Raw genomic sequence first — 19,055 nt, 5'->3', positions numbered from 1 at the left:
GTTCACCGCAGGTTCGCCCCCGCGCTGGTGGTGCTGGCGGGCGCCGGGTCCTGGCCGCGGGGTCCGGCGGCTGTGGCGGCTCGATAGCGCTCGGCCTGCTGGTCGAGCTGGGCGGTAGCCGCCTCGTCGAGTGCGACCCACCCCTGCTCGGTCTGCCGCCACCAGCGGTTCATGTAGTGGACGGGGCTGCCCTCGAAGGGTCCCATCGCGACAGCCTTGGCGTCGGCGAGGAGCTGCTCCATGGCCGGAGCCGGCATGGGTGCGTTTAGCACTCGCTGTTGTGCCGAATCCCTCAGGAGCTCCATGCGGGACGCCCAGGCTACGGGCTCAGTGCTGGGCTCGGCCATGTCTGCTCCGTTCGCCGGCGGTAGGGGACTCCTTGAGGCTGCGGACTGAAGAGCGGTGTATCAAGCGAACGCGAGCGTGCGGTCCAAGGGGTGAGCGAAAGCCGCTCAGAAATCTCGCGGCTCGTCCCGGCTGACGGGATCAGGGGGTGGGTCGCCCGACGTTGCGCAGGCGGGGGTGGGCTACTGAGATGGGCTGTCGGCTTCAGAGGTTGACCGCAGGCCAGATCTGTGTGCTTAACTATTGGTGAGACCAATCATCTCCCAGGTCCAGCCGACGAGCTGGGCATTGAAATCCTGTGCCCTCGGGTACGGGTATGGCTGGTCTTTCTTCATTTCCGCAGGCTGGAGCTGCGGCATCGGCACGCCTGGCTGCGCCGGGCGGGATCTGTTCCTGGCGGGACCGTTCACATGTCTGCCGCGGGAACAGCCGCGGCCCGTTCCCGGACGGCGCCGTCGGGGAGCCCTTGTGCTGCTGTGGTGGCTGACGGCTCTATGCGCAGGTCAGCGGCGAGACCAGCGAGTCCAGCGGCCGGTCATGAGACGTTCGGTGATGAAGAGGAGTGCCAGGCAGCCGAGAAGTAGACCGAGCGCCTGGGCTAGCTCGGTGGACATGCCAGGGTGCTTGTAGGCCAGGAAGGCGCTCGTCAGCGCGAGCACGATGAACGCGAGGACGAGCACGACCTGCAGGAGCACCACCAGGGACCGCAGACCGTGATCCTTCAGCATGGCACCGCTCCTCCTGCTCCTCCTGTGGTCAACGCCCGTGCGGATCCGGCTGCGCGGTCGCATCGTTGGCGACTGTAGCAGCGGGAGTCGCGAGCTTGATCCGTTGGATGCAACCCCCTGGCCCCCGCCACGGCCGGATGCCCGGCCGGGCGCTGGGGAATGCACAGCGCCCGGCCGTTCAGTCCGGAAGGCTGGTCAGCGTGATCGGCCTGTCAGGCCAGGGCGCTTGGTGTTGGCAGTTCACGCGCCGACGGATGGTCGGCGCCGAAGCGGTGAACAGGTTGCTGCGGCTGATCACCGGTGCCCGGTGGAGTCAGAAGGGCCTGGATGTTGGCACCCGGCCCAACACCTATGCGGTGACCTGCCGGAGCCGGGTTTCGATCTGTGCGCGAATCGTCTGGGTTCGGTCAGGCGTTGTCACTTCGTTGAGCATGCTGAGCAGGTCGGGGGCTGACATCGTGGCCTCGGCCGGCGGCAGCTGCATCCACGACCAGGCGGCGTTGCCAGCAGCAACCTGTGTGAGGTGCTTGCCGGGGCCGAGGGTGTCGTACCAGGTCAGCGCGAGCCAGGTCCACGAAGCAGTTGCGTGCGGGTAGTCGCCCTCGAGAACGGCCAGGTCGGCGCGGAACTGAGCGGCCTTCAGAGTCCTGGGCGCGGTGTCGCCGAGCTCAGCGGCGAGATCTTGCAGGATGGCGTCTGCGGCAGGGATGGCAGTGTCGAAGTCATGTGCTCGACCGGCCTCATGCGCAGCTGCCAGGCGCAGTGCGAGGTCATCCGAGGTAGATGAAGCCGGTGCCTCGGCTGCGGTGGGGGTGCTGGGGGGCCGGGTCGTTCCGTCGGGCATGACCTCGAAGTCGAAGTCGGAGCCGTTCCGATCGTCGTGGACGTGCACCAGGAGCGGGGCCCCGCTCCCGGCCGCTTCGATGTACAGGACTTGCAGGACGACCTGGGAGGGGTCGACTCCGTCGGGGGTGACCGTGGGCTCGTCGTTGATGTGGAGCTGGCCGTTGCGCGCGATGTGGACCTCGTAGGACGGGCTGGTGTTCATGGGTGGTTGCCACCCGGGTGAGGGTGGCTTCCTCCTTCCTTGGTTAGAGCGAGAGGCCGTGGCCGCGCAGGTAGTCGACAGGGCTGATGTCGGATCCGTATGCGGGTCCGGTGCGGGTTTCGAAGTGCAGGTGGGGGCCGGTGACGTTGCCGGTCGCTCCGGATACGCCTATCTGCTGGCGTGCGGTAACGGCTTGTCCTTGGGTCACGGCTATGGAGGAGAGGTGGGCGTATTGGGTGTATTTGCCGTCCGACATCTTGATGACGACCTCGTTGCCGTACGCGCCGCCCCATCCGGCCTTCACGACGGTTCCCGTGCCTACGGCCTGGATGCGGGTGCCTGTGGGCACCGAGAAGTCGACTCCGGTGTGACTCCCTGAGGACCACATGCCGCCGCCGGCCTTGTAGGGCGTGGTGATGCGGGAGTTCTCGACGGGGAGGGCCCAGGCGCCGGTGCCTTTGCCGACCGCGTTCTGGGCAGGGTCGCAGCCCGACGTGGTGGTGAGTACGGCGTTGCCCCAGCTCTTGACGACGAGCTCCCCGGCGGACTGCTCCCACTTGGCGTAGGCGTCCGGAAACCCACTGCGCTGTACTGCCTGCGCGACTTTGGTCAGCGGCTTGGTCTGCCAGTCCTCGATCTTCTCAAGGCCCTTGTAGAAGGAGTTCGAGGCGTACACCGCATCGGTGACCTGCGCCGGCGTTCCCCATCCCTGCGATGGACGTTGCTGGAACAGGCCGAGGGAGTCACGGTCCCCGAAGTTGATGTTCTCCAGCGTGGATTCCTGCATGGCCGTGGCCACGCCGATGACGGCGGCGCGGGGCGGGAGCCCGCGGCTGCGGGCCACGTTGGTGATGATGCCCGCCCACCGCTGCTGGGAGGCGTTCCAGGAGGGGGTGTTCTGCTTCCCCTGAGGGTTGAGCGGAACGGTCACCTGCGCGCCGGGCGCAACGGGGGGAATCGTCTGTTTGTCCGCGGCGACCTCTATCGCGGTGTTGCCGGAGGAGCAGGCGTCGTCCCAGCCGCCTCCGTTGGGTTTGCCGGCGCCCAGCAGGAGTGGGATGCAAAGCGCCCCGGCGAACAGCGCGGCGAGGCCTCCCGCGCCGACGCGCATGCCTGTGCTCATTTTCGGTCCCCAGTCGTCGATGCGCGTCCCGCCACGAGGGACGGAAACCGCAATTCCCGTGCCATGGGGTGGACCCGATACGCCGGGCGTCCCAGGGCTGCGAATGCGCGACTGCGTAGCCGGTGAAGCGCGGCTAGCGTCTGCGCCGAGTGAAGGCAGCAGGGAATCGACAACTCGGTTGGAATTGTATGGCACTGGAAGGCGGATGCGTCAACGCATCTACCAGAGAGGCAGGCTGACAGCTTCTCAGTTCCAGAAACCCGTCTTCAATTCTCGCTCTTGATTCCTCGCTGTCGATGACTGGATGTCCAGGTCCTCACAGCGGACTCGGGCAGGCTTTCGCAGCCTGGGAGGATTCGTGCACGTAACGCAGCAGGTACTGGCCGCCGATATTGGCAGCCTCGTAGGTGGGATCAATCCCGACTGGGGTGTTTTCGGGGCCCTTGGGACCAAGGCCCGAATCATCATCGCCGCGATCATGGCGGGCGCCATTCTCTTCCTACTGGGAAGCGCGGTCGTCGGCGCCGTGCATATTCGCGTCGGAAATCAGCAGCACAACAGCATGGAGACCAAGAAGGGGCAGACCATGGTGGCCAGTTCCCTCCTCGGCCTCTTCACCGTCGCCTCCATGGCGACGCTCTTCACCATCGTCTACGGATTTGGAATCTGATGAACGGGAATCCGAGGAAGGCGGGTACGCGCAGCCTCACCCCGCAGACCACCCAGGGTCCGGGTTCGGACGGCCCCTCTCCCTGGCGCAGGGCGAAGATCGGCGCGATCGGCTTTGCCATCGTGCTCGTCATCGGCATTCTCTTGATGCTGACTGGCGGGGAAAAGGACAAGGAGTCCGTCGACACACCGGCTCCCAAGTCAACTGCGACCGGTCAGGCCGGCGGCTCAGGCCCTGGCGTTAAGGCCAAGTCCGTACAGGACGGAGTGCCGGTCGGCTACACGCAGACCAAGGAGGGTGCGGCCGCGGCCGCGGTCAACTACCAGACCGCACGCTCGAGCCCGACCTACTTCACTGACGAGGCGCTGCGCCACCAGGTGCTCAAGACGGTGATGACCTCGGCCGCTCTGCCGGTGCAGCAGCAGACGGACGATCAGACCGCCAAGGGCCTGATGGCTGCGCTCGGAGTGACAGCTCAGACGGCGCCCGAGATGGTCATGCGTGCCGCTCCGCTCGGCACCAGCGTGAGCGGTTTCTCCTCGGAGACGGCGACCGTCAAGGTCTGGATGACCGAGGTGGTCGGCGTGCCGAGGGAGAAGTCGGCCATGCCCGTGGCCGCGACCTGGTCCACGTACACCCTGATCCTGCAGTGGCAGAACGGGGATTGGAAGGTCGCCACGATCAGCCAGGCTGACGGCCCCACTCCCCTCGTGACCGGGGATTCGGCGCCGTCGGCGACGGCCGACATGCAACTGGCGAATAAGGAGTTCGATGCTCCGCGCTACGCAGGCTGACACGCTCCGCCGCCGGGCCGCACAGGCACTGGTCACCGCCATGCTGGCCGCCTCCGTCGTGGTCGCCGGCCCGGCCGTTCCGCAGGCTCGTGCCGTCGAAGTCCCGGGCTGGGTGAATCCGTGCAATGCCCCGGGCGGCAAGTACCTCTGCGATAAGGCCAAGAAGGGCGGCATATGGCTCTACGAGAACACCGGAGCCAAAGGCGTGGTCGACGGCGTGAGTTCCGCTGTCGACTTCGCCAGCGATCCCTTCGGCTATATCGAGGGAAAGGTCCGCAGCGGCACCAAGGGAATGTTCGACGCATTCGGTGAGGAACTCACCGGCAAGAAGCCATCCGCTCCGGCTGGCGGCAACAAGCCGAAGGACGGGAAGCCTAAGCCGGACGAGAAGGCCAAGGGGGACTAACTGATGATGGAAATCGACTGGGGAAACCCAGGCTTCCTGCGCCTCTACGGTCTCGTATTCGCGCTCTCTGCAGCATTCACCGCAGTGATGTGGCTGATATCGGTAGTGAAGCGGGCCGTGCGCGGCATACCGATCGGCCAGGCCATCATGGAGAACGTCGGCTACCTGCTGATGTCCGTGGTGGTTGCAGGCTTCTCGCCCCTGGTGGTGGCTCTCACAGTCGATTTCGTCGACACCGCAGCCGAAGAGATCCTCGGCGACTACATCGCTGAAGTGTTCGTCGGAGGGGCGGTCATCTTCACCGCCCTCGCTACAATCACGTTGCTGATGCCGGGCGTGGGTGTAGTCATCGCCCTTCCCATCGCAATATCGATCCTCTTGGCCGTGTTCGGCCTGTGGATCATGCTTGTGGTGCGAAATGCGCTGATCCTCATGGGCCTCATTTTCGGCCCGATCGTCTTCTCGGGCCTCGTCGACAGAGACCTTTGGGGCCACACAAAGAAGTACGTCGGAATTCTTGGCGGGATCATCGCCAGCAAGCTGGGCATATACCTCGCCCTAGCGCTGGCCGGGGCCCTGCTCGACGGCATGGCCGACAGCACGGACAGGATGACGATTCCGCAGGCCATCGGCACAAGCCTCACCTTCCTCGCCTTGCTCTTCATCGCCCTCTTCATGCCCTTCCAGATCTCCAAGTGGATCCCGTTCGTGGGCGATGAACTGCAGTCGATGCACCAGGTCAAGCAGGAAGCCGGGCAACGTGGCCGGGCTGCCCAGGCCAAGGGGAAGCAGAAGCAGAACGACATGGCTCAGCAGGCAAGCCAGAAGCAGGGCACGGCTGGAGCCGCCGCAGCAGGGCCGGCAGCGGCCGCGGTTGCGATCAAGCAGGCCGCAGACGACATGCGCGATCAGACCATGCAGGCCGCAAAGGACGGCGCCAACAACGCAGGAGGCGGCGGAGGCCAGTCGGGCGGTGGCAGCCCGTCCCCCGAAGGCGGCCAGAGCAACGCCCCCGGGCAAGGATCAGGCGGCGGCCAGGGAAGTGGTCGTGGCAGCAACAGCCGTGGCGGCAGCCGCGGCGGCGGCCAGGGAGGCGGCACCGGACGGCGGCAGGGCAGGGGTGGAGCTCCTTCCGGCGGCGTCCGTCCTCCCGCTCCCCCGCCTCCGCGGTCTGGCGGAGGCCGTCCCCCGTCACCGCCTCCGCCGCCCCCGCCTTCGTCGGGGGGCGGGCAGACACCGCCTCCACCGCCCTCTCCTGCCCCGCCCCCTCCCCCGCCGTCGGCGTAGCCGGCATCCCAACGCCCACAACGATTCACGGAAGGAGTCGCGATGGACCGCCTCTTCTCGTTCCCCCGACCGCGTCCACGCGGTCTGCTGGGGCGCCGCTTCGAGATGGACGAGCAGCTTGTTCTCCTCGGCGGGATCGCATTGTCGGTCGGGCTTCTGGCCGCACTGCCCGGCATCCCGCTGAAGATCATCGGAGCCCTGGGAGCCGGCGGAAGCTGCCTCTGGGCCACGATGGTGCCCTACAAGGGACGCACGTTCCTCAGATGGTTCGAAATCCGGCGCTCTTACCGGCGGCTGCTGCGCGACGGGAAGCTCCTGTACCGGTCGACCGCCCCGCTGGCGGGGCGGCGCCGGGACGGGACGCCCGAGCCCATTGCTCAGCCCGTCGGTGTCCCTGAGGCTCTTGAGTGGATCACGGCGAAGACGTCCTACGGGGACATCGCCGTCCTGCTCCAGCCCACCGAGTCGATGTTCGTGGCGTGCATCGAGGTAGAGGCCGCCAAGAACTTCGGCGGGCTGGACGGCGGGGACAAGGAAGCGCTGATCGGGGCGTACGAGTACCTCCTCAAGGAGACTGCCGAGTCCGGCGGCCGTATCCAGTACGTGCAGTGGCTGGCGCGGCTGCTGCCCACCGACCCCAACGCCCACGCCCACGACGCGGCCGCGCGAAGGGACCCCTCCGCCCCGGCCTGGCTGGACGACTCCTACAACCAACTCCTGGACGCGGTCGCGGTCTACGCCGAGGACCGCCGACTCTTCCTCGTCCTCGGCATCCCCTACACCCAGGAACTGGCAGCTGAGGCACTGCAGTACCGCACCCTGCACGACGGCTACGGCGAGGTACTGGGCAAGGAGGTCGACAACTTCATTCGCGGCCTGTCCGGCGCCCAGCTCCGGTGGGTGCGGAACATGGACGAGCCGGGACTTGCCTCCCTCATCCACCACAGCTACGCGCCCGACCACTGGATCAACGACACCCGCGGCATGGACCGGTCCAGCTGCTGGCCCGCCGAGATGGACGCCCAGGACCCCTCCCGGATGGCGGCCCGCAGCTGGGAGGGAGCCGACCCCTGGTACACCAGCACCGCCTGGGTCAAGCAATTCCCGGTACTGCCCGTCGGCGTGAACTTCCTCGCCCCCCTGCTGCTCTACGTCTCGGACGTGATCCTCACCGTGGGAATCACCATGCGGCTGGTTCCGGCAGACAAGGCCCTTGAGGACGCCATGGCCGACGTCACGAACGAGGCCGGCCAGGCCGACACGACCCCGGGAAAGATCACCGACCCCCGCGAGGAACGTGAGCTCGGCGCCTCGTCGGCGACCATGCACGACCTGGCCAACGGCGCAGCCGGCATCCGGCTCACCGGATGGGTCACGGTCACAGCTCCGGACCCTGAGCTGCTGGTCCAGCACCGCAACACCGTGCGGGCCGCCGCAGTGAAGTCCCAGCTGGCACTGGAGTGGTGCGACTCGGAGCAGCACCGTGCCTTCGCCAACACCCTGCCGCTGGTCACCGGACTGCTGAAGGACTGACACCCATGCTCGAGCTCATCCGTCCCCAGAGCCAGACCCGGCGCCGCGCTCTACGCACCACGACGGCCACCGCGTCCGGCCTGTATCCGGCCGTCGGCGCGCCCTCCTCCGACCCTCGCGGCGTGATCATCGGAAGGGAGATCTACTCCGGCAAGGCCTACATCTACGACCCGTTCGTCCTCTACGACCCCAGCGCGCGCGAGCGCCTGCCCAGCGGTCACGTGCTGGTGCTGGGCAAGTCCGGCTTCGGCAAGTCCAGCCTCGAAAAGTGCTACGTGCTGCGGCAGCTGCGCTTCCGGGACCGGTCCTTCTGCATCCTCGACGCCCAGGGCGAGGACGGCGTCGGCGAGTGGGACTCCATCGCGCGCGCCCTGGGCGTCACGCCGATCCGCCTGATCTACGGAGGCGAGGACGGAGAGGGCGTCCGTCTCAACCCCCTGGACCCGCGGATCCCCTCCCAGTACCAGTTCAAGATCCTCTGCTCGATGGTGGAGATCATCGGCGGACCCCTCACCTCCGAGAGCGAGTTCGCGCTCTCCATCGCCCACACCTCAGCCCAGGTCCGTGCCGGAAGCGAGAGCCGGGTGGCGGTGCTGTCGGACATCCACGACGCCCTGACGAACCCGGAACCCGCGATGCTCGGCAAGCGCCAGGTCGGCGTCGAGCAAATGGTGGCTTGGGGACAGCCGGCCAGCCTGGCCATGGACCAGCTGTGCAGCGAGACCCGCGACCTGGCGGGCCTGTTCAACGGCCCCACCACCCCGGGGATCGACCTGGACGCACGGCTGATCGTCTTCGACCTCACCCGCCTCCCCCGCGAGGGCGAGGCCATGCCCCTGCTGATGAGCGTCATCGGCCCCTGGCTGCGCTACGCCTGGATCAAGACCGGCGACAGCATCAAGCGCACCCTGATCGTCGAAGAGGCCTGGCACATCCTCAGCCACCGCCCAGTGGCCCGACTCTTCGAGGAATTCGTGCGGTACGGGCGCCGGCTGGGGTTGTCCTTCTGGGCCATCCTCCACCACCTCGGCGACCTGATGGTCGATGAGGCCCCAGAGGCCGCCGCCATCCTCAAACTCACCGCGACCCGCGTGCTCTACCACATGGACAAGGCCGAGGCGGATCTGACAGCCGACTACCTGCAGCTGCCCGACTGGGCCCGCGAAGCACTCATGGACGGCGCCAGCCGGTGCTCCCCCGGCCGTGCCGTCTGGCAGGTAGGCAACCGGATGCACCTCGTCGAGCACATCCGCAGCGCTACGGAAAGCTCCCTGACCAACACCAACCGGAAGATGACCGAGGTCGCCACGGACGCCCAGGCACCCGATGCGCCGCTCATGACCATGCGAAAGGGTGCCGCCTGATGCCTACAGCACTCCACCCGCACCCGGCCGTCCCTCCTCGGCATCGCGGACACCCGGGAACCATCGGGCCGGCGGCATGGCGTAACGTCCGCGGAGGTGTTCGCTAGTGGCCAAGGTCGTCACCCCTCACTCGGGCAGTCGCCTCCACGTCTACAAAGACGCCTGGTGGATCGCGCTGTGCATAGCCGCGGTCGCACTCACCGTGTGGGCATGGTTCGCGGCGGTCATCTCGGGGCTCCTCGCCCACCTCTCCCCGGCGCTGGTCTCCTGGAACGAGACCGCCGCAGCTATCCCGCACCTGCTCATGGCCCCCCACCGGCCCCAGGACGCCTTCCCGCAGGAAGCCGGTGTCGGCGGACCGTTCGCCTTCTACCCGCCGTTCCTTGTCACCGCGTTCGTCACCTGCTGGGGCGCCCGGGCCGGCTGGCGCCGGTGGCGCAGCATGCGCGACGAAGGCACCGATGGTCTGGCCACCGGCGCACAGCTGGAAGAAGCGATGGGCGAGGCCAAAGCCCTCTCTCGACTCGGAGCTCTACGCCCCAGCCTGACCACCCCCCGCCCGTCGCTGCAGAAAGGATCCGCCTCGCGAAGCCTGCTTCCCTGGAAGGGCGGCGCGGCCAAGCCTCAGGTCACTGACGTGCCTGTGAGTGAGGTCGCCGTCTTCTGCGGGACCTCGATCCCGACGGGCGTGAAGCTGTACATCCCTTTCGAGGAGACCGTCCTCATCGTGGCCCCGCCCCGAGAGGGCAAGACCTCGCAGCTCATCATGCCGTGGATCCTCGACTTCCCCGGCTCTGTGCTGGCCACGTCCTCCAAGACGGACGTCCTCTACGCAACGGCGAAGGCGCGGGAGAAGCACGGGCCCGTCATGGTCCTGGACCCCACGGGCCTCTCGAACTGGCCGTTGCAGCTCCAGTGGAGTCTCGTCGACGGCTGCGAGGACTTCACCGTCGCCCGGAAGCGCGCGGAAACCCTCACGGGCACCGCGAAGTCGGACGAGGGGACGAAGAACGGCGGCTACTTCGTGATGAACGCCCAGATGCTGATGACCTGCTGGCTTCACGCGGCCGCCGTGGAAGGACTCAGCGCCATGGACATCCTTCGGTGGGCCACCGCCCCCACGGAGCGGCAGCCGGTTGACATCCTGGCTCGCCACGGCCAGGAGAACCTCGCCCGCGCCCTGGCAGCCCAGCACGCGGCCGCGCCGGAGGAGCGCTCGGCGAGCTGGCGAACCGCCGAGCAGAGCATCCTGGCTCTGTACGACACCAAGGTCGCGGCCATCTTCGGCAAGTCGGCCCGCAACGAGAAGAACTTCAGCATCTCGAAATGGCTCACCGAGGGCGGCACCGTGTTCCTCATCGGTGAGGAGGACGAAGGCAGCTCCCTGGCGCCGATCCTGGCGGCCTTCTCCAGGGCCATTCTGGACACCGCCAAGGTGATTGCCGCGAGGATGCCGAACGGCCGGCTCGATCCCCCGCTGGGCGTACTCGGCGACGAGCTCGCCAACGTCGCACCGCTTCCCCAGATCCCGTCGTTGATGTCGGTCTCCGGGTCTCAGAACATCTTCATGGTGGCCGTGTTGCAGTCCTTGGCGCAGGCTCACGAGCGCTGGGGTGAGCTGGGCGTTCGCAAGATGTTCGCGGCCGCCACCATCAAGGTGATCCTCGGTGGCGTCTCCGACGAGCAGGAACTCAAGAACTACAGCACGTTGGCCGGCGAGTTCGAGGAGGACACCGAGTCGGTGTCCGACAGCGGCGACAGCACCTCCGTCAGCATCTCCACACGGCGCAGGGCGGTCCTGGAGCCGGGCGACATCCGGCAGATCAAGGAACGCGAGGGCCTGGTCGTGCACCGGCGCACCCCAGTAACCCGCGTGCGCTTCGAGCGCATCCACGAAGGTCCGCGCGCCAAGGAGATCGCCGAGGCGACGAAGGAAGCACTGAAGAAGGTGAACAGCCATGCGAGCTGAACCGGTCGTCGCGGCCACTGAATCGACACGGGGGCAGTTTCTCCCTCACTCCGGGGGCGCCTCGCCGCTACGAGCCGCTCTCAGCCCCAGCGGAGCTGGAGGCGGTCTTCGTACCTGTCCATCGCCCGCGACCGCACAGGCTGTCCCCGACGCTGCGCGCGGCCCGGTCGCGGCGCTCACGCAAGGAGGCTGCTGATGCCTGATCCGCTCGCGCCACTGTTCGAGGCGCTGGAGTCCATCAACAACGAGCTCACGACCTTCCATGCCCGGGTCGCGCGGCTCGAGGACTCAGGGTCTGTCCGCGGCGGGTCCAAGCAGGGCGGTGGTGACGGTGGGGGCACGGGTGAGGGCGACAGGGTTCCCGGTGCCCCGGTGGTGTGGCACCGGATCGAAGACGAGGAGGTGCGAGCTGCCCTGTGGGGGGAGTTCACCTCCTGGGTGATCCGGATGGCCGACACCTACGAGCTCACCACGGAGCAGCTGCCCCACGCCTGCTGGTGGCAGCACGGTTCCGTGGTCGCGGAGCTGACCGCGCTGTGGACGGGGTGGGAGTCCTCGTACGGCAATGAGGAGGACGCCGCGGCCCGGCCGTATCTGTGGCACGACGCCTGGTCCCGGGCGGTGGAACGGGTCAGCCGCATGTGGCTCGGTGAGTGCACCAACGGGTACCACCAGCAGAAGTCCCGGACCACGTGGGGCACGGACCCTGCGTACCGGAAGAAGATCCTGGAGGCGGGTGCGCCCGGCGGTGGTGGTGGATCGGCTCCGAAACCCGAGGCCGCCTAGGTCGGCGAGCAGCTCGTCACTACGTGGCTTCCGTGGTTCTGAGCGGGGGCTGGAGGGGGCGGCTCGAGCCCGCTGGGGAGGAGTCCTCCTAGACGAGCTCGCGCCAGGCGTATCGCAGTGCCGACTTTTCCCAGCACAGGCCATCCTTCGAGCCGTAGACGGTGATCGACCGGACCGCCGAAGTGAGGATGCCTCTGCGTTGGGTGTCGGTCATCGACCGGGTCCACTGGTGGAGAGCGTGCTTCCCGGTGACCGGAACGTTCAGGTTCATGTCGAAGCCGTCGGCGGTGAGCGATTCCTGCGCGGCGGCCAGCTGGCGGCACTCATCCGGTCCGAACGCGCGAGGAACTACTACCTCGGCGACGCGGGCTTCGAGGGCGCCGGCGGGAATGGGGGGAAGGCAGCCGGTGGCGCAGTGATAGGTCTCGGGCGCTCCGCCACCTGTCAGAAGAAGGCCACATATGCCACAGCTGAGCAGGTCTAGGAGCAGCGGCCCGTTCCAAGGCTGGCTGGGTTTGGCGTTCAGCAGTGGATGACCGGGCTGCGTGCCCCGAGGGATCAGGGTGACCTGCCTGAGGTCGGGTCGGCCGGTGGGTACGCTGATGAGGCAGGCTGTGGCCGGGAACGGGCCGGTTGCGGTGCGCCAGGTCAGCAGGTGGCCGCCCGAGTTTCCGTCGTGATGTGAATCGGAGCCGGAGGAGTGCTGACGAGCTGCTCGGAAAAGGTCATGGAGTTCTGGGTTGTCCAGGCCGGCGGCGAACTCGTCGCGGACCAGGTCTGTGACGACGTGAGCGACTTGGTGCCAGTTGCCAAGACGCTCTCGCGCCTCGTCGCTGTGGAGGATCCACCGCGGCATGCTCCAGCCGGGCCGGGCCGAGCCTGGGAGCAGACGCTGGGCATAGCAGTTGGCTTCGACGGTGCGCCACTCGCTGTCCACGATGAGGGCAGGGATGTCGTAGCCGTGCAGGATCTGACTGAGGTACAGGTCCAGGGGCGAGTCAGCCGGCCGTTGGTGCAGCCGATTGTCGTGGGGGATCTTCAGCACGTCGATGACGGCCTGTACTGCGGCGCTCCCCGGCCATGCGGTTCCGAGCTCCAGCGCGCGGTACTGTGCTTCGGTGATTCCCGCCATGGCGGCGACGCGGGCAGGGGCGAGCGCCAGGCGTGCTCGGTAGTCCGCGACGACCTCGCCGAGGGTAGCGATCACCATGCACGGCTCCTTGGCTCCGGTCTCACTTGCCTATTCGGCGCCGGACAGTGACCGGCTCCCCACCTCTGCTCCGACGTACGGTGTCAGGGTACGGATGCGTGCGGCTTGAAGCTACACGCGGTTTTGGCTTGAGTCCTATCTGTATTCCGCATGAAAGCCAAACAGGCAACCGAACAGGCGCTCGAACATCGCCCTCGAAAAGCCCTTGCGGCTGGCAAGAAGGTTAGCTTCGGCAAGCCCTGTTCGGGGCGCAACGCGGCAATCAACTGTGCGGCATGGAGAGTTCACCAGACCTGTCCGCCGGGTGCGACTTGCCCAACTGCAAACAAACGGCTGCCCGTATGGCAAGACTCATGCCGCGGCCAGATCTCTGCAGTACAGTGAGTGTCTGGAACTAGCCTCCGGGCTGGCCTGCCCACGGCCCGGGCCTAGCCCCTCCGTTCGCCGCCCTTGCCGAAGTGGCGCCCTACGTCTGACCGATCGGGCCGGTGCTACGCGGCGCGAAAGTGCTGGTGCTCCGCAGCCGCTTCCTCGTCGGCGTGCGTGAGGACCAGGGTGATCCGCGTGAGGCCGAGAGCCTGCAGCGGCCGGGGGGTCTCCTCGATGAAGCGGCAGCCCCGAAGCCCCAGGCCCGGGTCGGGATGCCGCAGCAGCAGGATGTTGTCTCCGTGATGGAGCAGGTCGGCCCCGGGCCCGTAGGTCCAGGCCGGCATGTCCTGGAGGTACATCTCCCTCAGTGCGGAGTCGAGGTAGACCTCGCGCCGCATCGCCTGGAGCACGGAGTCGTCGTCGTAGCGCTCGAGACTGGCTGCCAACTGCGCCAGCATCGACAGCTTCCACGCCACGTGCCCCTCGAAGATCCGGCACGCGTCCGGGTGGAATAGCCCGAAGCGGAGGAAGTTGTCGGCGGGCATGACACTCGGGTGCTGGTGCACGTCGCGGAAGAGCTCACGAAAGGCGCTGTTGGCCATCCGGACGTTCCACCGGTGGTCGATCAGGAAGGCGGGAAGGGACAGCGCATTGATCATCACGCTGTAGTCCTCAAGGAACGCCATGGTCGAGGCGTCCTGCTGTGGCTGCCGGACCGGGCTGCGAAGTTCGGGCTGGGGTGCCCGGTCCACGGCAAGCCAGAAGAGCCGCTCGGTCTGGAACGAAGTCATCTCCAGGGCTCCGGCCAGCAAGTAGAGCTTGTGGTCGGTCCACTCCTTAACAACACCTCGTTCCCAGTTTCCGTACGCGCGTGTACTCATCTCTAGGCGTGCAGCAACGGCTTCCTGACTCAGTTTGAGGAACTCGCGCCGACCCTGCACGAGCTTCTGCAGCTGCCGGGGACGGCTTGCCGCAGGGTCGTCCGCGGCTTCTGGCCGGTCCCTACTATCATTGTGCGGCCGGGCACCGGGGAGCCCCCCGCTCTCACGGAGCGTGCGCCTGGGCGAGCGGGAACTCTGTGCCTGCGCGGCGGGGACACCACCGCCCGAACCGACCCCCAAATCCCCTGTGAAGACCGGCACTCTACTCACTTTCCCCCCTGTACTGAAGGCGATCGGCTGCACGACGGCGGCGCAAAGAATGCCAACAGTCGCGCAACATGCCCCCTTAAAGGGGCATCTGTCCGCATGAGCCATGTGAGAGACATGGCGGTGAGCGCCCCCCACAAGGACCGCTCTCGGGTATGACCTCGAGAGGCTGCCGGAACACGCCAGAGGGCGTGTGCCAGCAGCAACGCAACAAAGACGAAGGCGATCGCATCGGTCATTGGCTACTCCTGCCAAGGGGTAGGGAGGGACTCGGCGCGGTAACGGACCCCTTCGTCACCCGACCCTCGGAGAGCGGCTGTCGTAGTCGGGCTGCTGAATGACATCGGCAACGGTCTCCGCCCGCGCCTCGTTGTAGGTTCGGCCTTGATGGCGAGAGGCTTTCGCGGATTACGCGGCGAGCAGCCTCCGAACGAGGGCGGCCGGGAGCGCGGGTCGACTCTTTTGACGATTTCCCCCGGTGGGGGATCACGGCTTCATGGCTACAAGGGCGTACTTCGAATCCTCGACGTCAGAAATCCGGGAAGAGTCGACCACCGGCATGGATCCGTCACCCAGATTCGGCACCATTACGTCAGGTCGCCATCGGTGACATAGCGTCAGTCCCGGCTCGACCAATTCCAGACCGTCCACGAACCGAAGAATGTCGTCACGACCGCGGAGTCGAAGAATTCCATCGTCGGAGTTCGCGTTGTATGTGCGTTCGATATCACCCATGTCCTGGAAGTCGGCCGTCGGATGGGTGAGTGTGACATAGCTGCCGGGGCAGAGCGCATCGATCAGCTCGGCAACCTTCTCGTGCGGGTTGGCACTGTCGGGGACGAAGCAGAGCATGTTGTTGAGGCACAGGCCGACAGGTTGCGAGAGGTCCAGCAGTTTCCGGAACTCCGGCGCGCCGAGGATCGAATCAGGTTGGGTCAGGTCGCCGTACACGTAGGCGGTCTGCTCCTGTGGTGAGCCGTGAAGACGTGCCTCGCAGTAGCGCAGGGCGATCGGATCGTTGTCGACCGAGAGTACTCTCGCGCCAGGCTGTGCATGCTGGGCGATTTGCGGCAGGTTGGGCTCGATGGGGGTACCGCAGCCGACGTCCAGGAACTGCTCGACTCCGCGCTCGGCGGCGAGCCACCAGGTGCTGCGATGCATGAAGTGACGAGCCGCCCACGTTGAAGCACGGGCGTCCAAGCCGGCTTGCCTGTACGTCTCAATGATGCCGTTGGCCACCTCCTCGTCGGCGGGGTACTTGGTCTTCCCGCCGAGGAGAGCTTGGTACACCCCAGAGGGGTGCTGAGGCCTCGCATCATTACCGTGCGCGGAAGAACCGCGATTATCCCTGTTCATATGCCTTACTCCGCCCCTCGTCTACTCTCAGTCCTAAGCTCGAACCCGACTGCTCATAAGGCCCACACGGTCGTACCGATATGACGTAGGAAGTCGGGGGTGTCCCGCAGGGCCGCAGCAAGGACGCTCATCCGGTCCAAACCTGCCAGGTAGGCGCTCGTTCCCTGGTAGAGGTATTCGTCGCCGTCGAGGTTGGCGCGGTGCACCACATCAGGCAGCTCCGGGGCTACAAAGCGGAAGAGCTGGAAGGGCTCGCCCATGCCCGGATACGGCCCAGCTTCGTGCGGCATGATCTGCAGCTGGATATGGGGCAGCTTCGCGGACTGGATGAGGTGCTCGATCTGGGGGCCCATGATGGCCGGCCCACCAACTGAGCGGCGAAGGGCTGTCTCGTCCAGGATCGTCCACAACGTGGCGGGTCCGGGTTTGGCAGCCAGGTAGTGCTCTTGCCGCTCGATGGTCAAGGCGACCCGACGCTCGATCTCCTCGTTGGACGCCTCGCCGTATCGGGCACGCAGCAGCGCCCGGGCGTAGTCCTCGGTCTGGAGCAAATCCGGAACCGACTGCGGCTCATACAACCTGAGCAGGCTCGCTGCCCCTTCAAGGCTTACGAAGAGTGCGAACGACTGGGGCAGTACATCGCGGAAGGCAGTCCACCATCCCGGTCGGTTTGCTGCCGCCACCTCGTCAAGGAACACTGCGATCTCGGCGTGGGGAACGCCGTAGAGGGTGAGGAGTTCCTTCACCAGAATCGGCTTGAGAGCGACCTCGAAGTTTTCCATGCGCCGGATCGCAGTGTCGTGCATGCCGAGCGCCTCGGCGGCCTGCTTGAACCCGACGCCTGCCCGCTCGCGCCTGGCCTTCAGCTTGTTGGCGAGCACGATCTGCGCTGCCGTGGCTTGCCTAGCTCCTGCCACAGTCCCTCCCCCCTTTGATCACTTAAGGCCGCAGTCTGCCACAGGAGGAACTGCGAATGCCAGAATGCGAATCGCATCGCGATACTTGCCGATCGCACTCGCCAGCGTAGATAGTTGATCTTCAGCCACTGCGCACGACGGAGATGGCTCAAATCCGCCCATGTGTCTGTCACTCAAGGGGAGTTGCACACTCAAGTCCGCGCTGCCCACACCACCTGATCCGAATGGAGCCATCGCCGTGTCAACTACGCCCGAGGGCACGCCAGGCCATCGCCCCGCACCCCTGCCGGGGAAGTGACCCCTCGCCACTGCCGCCCACGATGCGGGGTCTTGCCCAGCTCCTCGCCGAGACCGCCACGGAGCGGATCGTTTCCGGGCTTCGGGATGTATACCTGCGGGTGCCGGCACAGGAGCTGCTCTGGCGGCCGGATCCCATCGCGAAGTACCCCGAATCTCTTCCCGTGCTGTTCACCCCCGTCAGAGCCCCCATCACCGGGGATGTGGATATGCCCTGGCTTCCCGAACCCATCTTCACGACGCCGCCCCCGGCCGACCGCCGCGGCTGCAATCCCTAGCCCCAACAGGCACCGCGACCTCACCCACAGCGTCCAGGTGTACCCAGGTGACACGACCACCGGTTTGAGAACACAAACTGACGGCCCGATGGCCGTCCCACCTCAGGAGTTACTTATGAGCTTCAAGGACGCCCAGCTGTTCCCGCTCGACCCCCACACGCTCGACCTGGACGCCGAATCGGCCGAGCTACGCAAGCGGGGCCCCCTGGTGCCCATCGAGCTGCCCGGCGGTGTAGCCGCCTGGGTCACCACCGACTACGAGTCCGCCAGGACCGCCCTCAGCCACCCGCAACTGGGGAAGGCCATGACCCACTGGCGGGCCTGGATGGAAGGGGAGATCCCCAAGGACTGGCCCTTCTTGGGACTCGTCCGCGGCACGGGGATGCTGCACTCCGACGGTGACGACCACCGCCGGATACGCAAACTGGTGGCTCCCGCCTTTACCGGCGAGCGCATCGAAGCTCTGCAGCCGAAGATCGTCGGGGTAGCCGAGCGGCTCGTTGCAGACCTGGCTGCCACCGGCGCCGGTGAGATCGTCGACCTGCGCGAGCGCTTCGCCTACCCGCTCCCGATGCGAGTCATCTGCGAGTACATGGGCGTCGACGACAACAGCTCCGCGCGCCTGCGCCAGCCCTTCGACCGGCTGCTGATGGTCAGCACCCCCGAGGAAGCGGTCGCCGCGGAGGAGAGCATTCAGGTCGTCCTCCGCGAGCTCATCAGGTTCAAGCGTGCGAACCCGGGAACCGACCTGGGCACCGCTCTGATCCAGGCCCGCGACAACGATGACCGGCTCGATGAACAGGAGCTGGTGGACAATCTGCGCCTGGTCATCAGCGCCGGCCACGAGACCACAGTCAACCTGATCGCCTCCACCGTGAAGGCCCTGCTCGAAAACCCCGGCCAGCTCGCCCTCCTCCGGGACGGCACCTACCCCTGGTCCAGGGCCGTCGAGGAGGGTCTGCGGTACGCGGGCCCAGTGCGGTACGCCCTCATGCGCTACGCCGTCGAGGACACCACTATCGCGGGCGTCGTGATCCCCAAGGGGGACCCCGTGGTCGTCGCCCTGGCCGCCGCCGGCCGGGACCCGGGCAAGTGCCCGGCCGGGGAGGCGTCAATGGACAGCTTCGACATCACGCGGGCCCAGTCGCCGCACCTGGCTTTCGGCCACGGCGCCCATCACTGCCCCGGTACGGCTCTCGCCCGGGCCGAGGCTGAAGTGGCCCTGTCCACCCTGTTCGGGCGGTTCCCGGACCTGGCACTGGCCGATACCGACATTGCGCCGCTGCAGTCCATCGCACTTCAGGGCATCGGCAACCTGCCGGTCCACCTCAACGGCCGCCACGGCGGTTCCCCCACCGCGTAGGACTACGTTGCGGACCAGCACGGCCTTCGGGGCTGTCCAGTGGTCATCCACTGGACAGCCCCCG

Annotated in this window: 17 protein-coding genes; 9 read left to right on the top strand and 8 right to left on the bottom strand. The window is 66.8% G+C overall.

Annotated elements, in window-relative coordinates; all coding sequences use genetic code 11:
* Positions 1–2: 2 nt before the first annotated feature.
* The 4 genes from ACFWP3_RS19260 to ACFWP3_RS19245 form a co-directional block, all read right to left on the bottom strand.
* Positions 3–242, bottom strand: a complete 240-nt coding sequence (locus tag ACFWP3_RS19260; RefSeq protein WP_384222370.1) for a hypothetical protein — start codon at positions 240–242, stop codon at positions 3–5.
* Positions 243–848: 606 nt separating this feature from the next.
* Positions 849–1,073, bottom strand: coding sequence for a hypothetical protein (locus tag ACFWP3_RS19255; RefSeq protein ID WP_384222368.1), 225 nt, complete (start codon positions 1,071–1,073; stop codon positions 849–851).
* A gap of 349 nt (positions 1,074–1,422) precedes the next feature.
* Positions 1,423–2,121, bottom strand: coding sequence for a hypothetical protein (locus tag ACFWP3_RS19250; RefSeq protein ID WP_384222366.1), 699 nt, complete (start codon positions 2,119–2,121; stop codon positions 1,423–1,425).
* A gap of 43 nt (positions 2,122–2,164) precedes the next feature.
* Positions 2,165–3,244, bottom strand: coding sequence for a M23 family metallopeptidase (locus ACFWP3_RS19245; RefSeq protein WP_384222364.1), 1,080 nt, complete (start codon positions 3,242–3,244; stop codon positions 2,165–2,167).
* Between the two features lie 358 nt (positions 3,245–3,602).
* On the opposite strand from ACFWP3_RS19245, the gene ACFWP3_RS19240 reads away from it, so the two are divergent.
* From ACFWP3_RS19240 to ACFWP3_RS19205, 8 genes are all read left to right on the top strand, one after another.
* A complete protein-coding gene (locus ACFWP3_RS19240) occupies positions 3,603–3,914 on the top strand; it encodes a hypothetical protein (protein WP_384222362.1) in 312 nt (103 codons plus the stop codon).
* Complete coding sequence (locus tag ACFWP3_RS19235) at positions 3,914–4,708, top strand: hypothetical protein (RefSeq protein WP_384222360.1); 795 nt, start codon at positions 3,914–3,916, stop codon at positions 4,706–4,708. Before ACFWP3_RS19240 ends, ACFWP3_RS19235 begins: the two co-directional genes overlap by 1 nt.
* A complete protein-coding gene (locus ACFWP3_RS19230) occupies positions 4,686–5,114 on the top strand; it encodes a hypothetical protein (RefSeq protein WP_384222358.1) in 429 nt (142 codons plus the stop codon). Before ACFWP3_RS19235 ends, ACFWP3_RS19230 begins: the two co-directional genes overlap by 23 nt.
* Positions 5,115–5,117: 3 nt before the next feature.
* Positions 5,118–6,401 carry a hypothetical protein gene (locus ACFWP3_RS19225; RefSeq protein WP_384222356.1) on the top strand — a complete coding sequence of 428 codons (1,284 nt, stop codon included), beginning with the start codon at positions 5,118–5,120 and terminating at the stop codon, positions 6,399–6,401.
* Between the two features lie 42 nt (positions 6,402–6,443).
* On the top strand, positions 6,444–7,934 hold the full coding sequence (locus ACFWP3_RS19220; RefSeq protein WP_384222355.1) for an SCO6880 family protein: 1,491 nt from the start codon (positions 6,444–6,446) through the stop codon (positions 7,932–7,934).
* Between the two features lie 5 nt (positions 7,935–7,939).
* A complete protein-coding gene (locus ACFWP3_RS19215; protein ID WP_384222353.1) occupies positions 7,940–9,298 on the top strand; it encodes an ATP/GTP-binding protein in 1,359 nt (452 codons plus the stop codon).
* A gap of 106 nt (positions 9,299–9,404) precedes the next feature.
* Positions 9,405–11,267: a type IV secretory system conjugative DNA transfer family protein gene (locus tag ACFWP3_RS19210; RefSeq protein WP_384222350.1), complete on the top strand. Its 1,863-nt coding sequence runs from the start codon at positions 9,405–9,407 to the stop codon at positions 11,265–11,267.
* A 195-nt stretch (positions 11,268–11,462) separates the two neighbouring features.
* The gene (locus ACFWP3_RS19205) at positions 11,463–12,053 is read left to right on the top strand and encodes a hypothetical protein (RefSeq protein ID WP_384222348.1); all 591 of its coding nucleotides are present in this window, start codon (positions 11,463–11,465) and stop codon (positions 12,051–12,053) included.
* Between the two features lie 88 nt (positions 12,054–12,141).
* Here the strand turns inward: ACFWP3_RS19205 and ACFWP3_RS19200 are convergent, their stop codons facing one another.
* The 4 genes from ACFWP3_RS19200 to ACFWP3_RS19185 all read right to left on the bottom strand — a co-directional run bounded on the left by ACFWP3_RS19200 (position 12,142) and on the right by ACFWP3_RS19185 (position 17,017).
* Positions 12,142–13,263, bottom strand: coding sequence for an XRE family transcriptional regulator (locus ACFWP3_RS19200; protein WP_384222345.1), 1,122 nt, complete (start codon positions 13,261–13,263; stop codon positions 12,142–12,144).
* A gap of 491 nt (positions 13,264–13,754) precedes the next feature.
* Entirely contained in the window at positions 13,755–14,888 is a 1,134-nt protein-coding gene (locus tag ACFWP3_RS19195) for a helix-turn-helix domain-containing protein (protein WP_384222343.1), read from the bottom strand.
* A gap of 378 nt (positions 14,889–15,266) precedes the next feature.
* The gene (locus ACFWP3_RS19190; RefSeq protein ID WP_384222340.1) at positions 15,267–16,136 is read right to left on the bottom strand and encodes an SAM-dependent methyltransferase; all 870 of its coding nucleotides are present in this window, start codon (positions 16,134–16,136) and stop codon (positions 15,267–15,269) included.
* Positions 16,137–16,189: 53 nt separating this feature from the next.
* Complete coding sequence (locus ACFWP3_RS19185; protein WP_384222338.1) at positions 16,190–17,017, bottom strand: helix-turn-helix domain-containing protein; 828 nt, start codon at positions 17,015–17,017, stop codon at positions 16,190–16,192.
* 726 nt (positions 17,018–17,743) lie between these two features.
* Between ACFWP3_RS19185 and ACFWP3_RS19180 the strand changes: the two genes are divergently transcribed.
* Positions 17,744–18,991 (top strand): cytochrome P450, encoded by a 1,248-nt coding sequence (locus ACFWP3_RS19180; RefSeq protein WP_384222336.1) that lies wholly within the window; start codon positions 17,744–17,746, stop codon positions 18,989–18,991.
* Positions 18,992–19,055 lie beyond the last annotated feature (64 nt).

The organism is Streptomyces sp. NPDC058525, from assembly GCF_042719495.1.
Taxonomy (GTDB): domain Bacteria; phylum Actinomycetota; class Actinomycetes; order Streptomycetales; family Streptomycetaceae; genus Streptomyces.
This window is presented reverse-complemented; position numbering and strand designations above follow the sequence as displayed.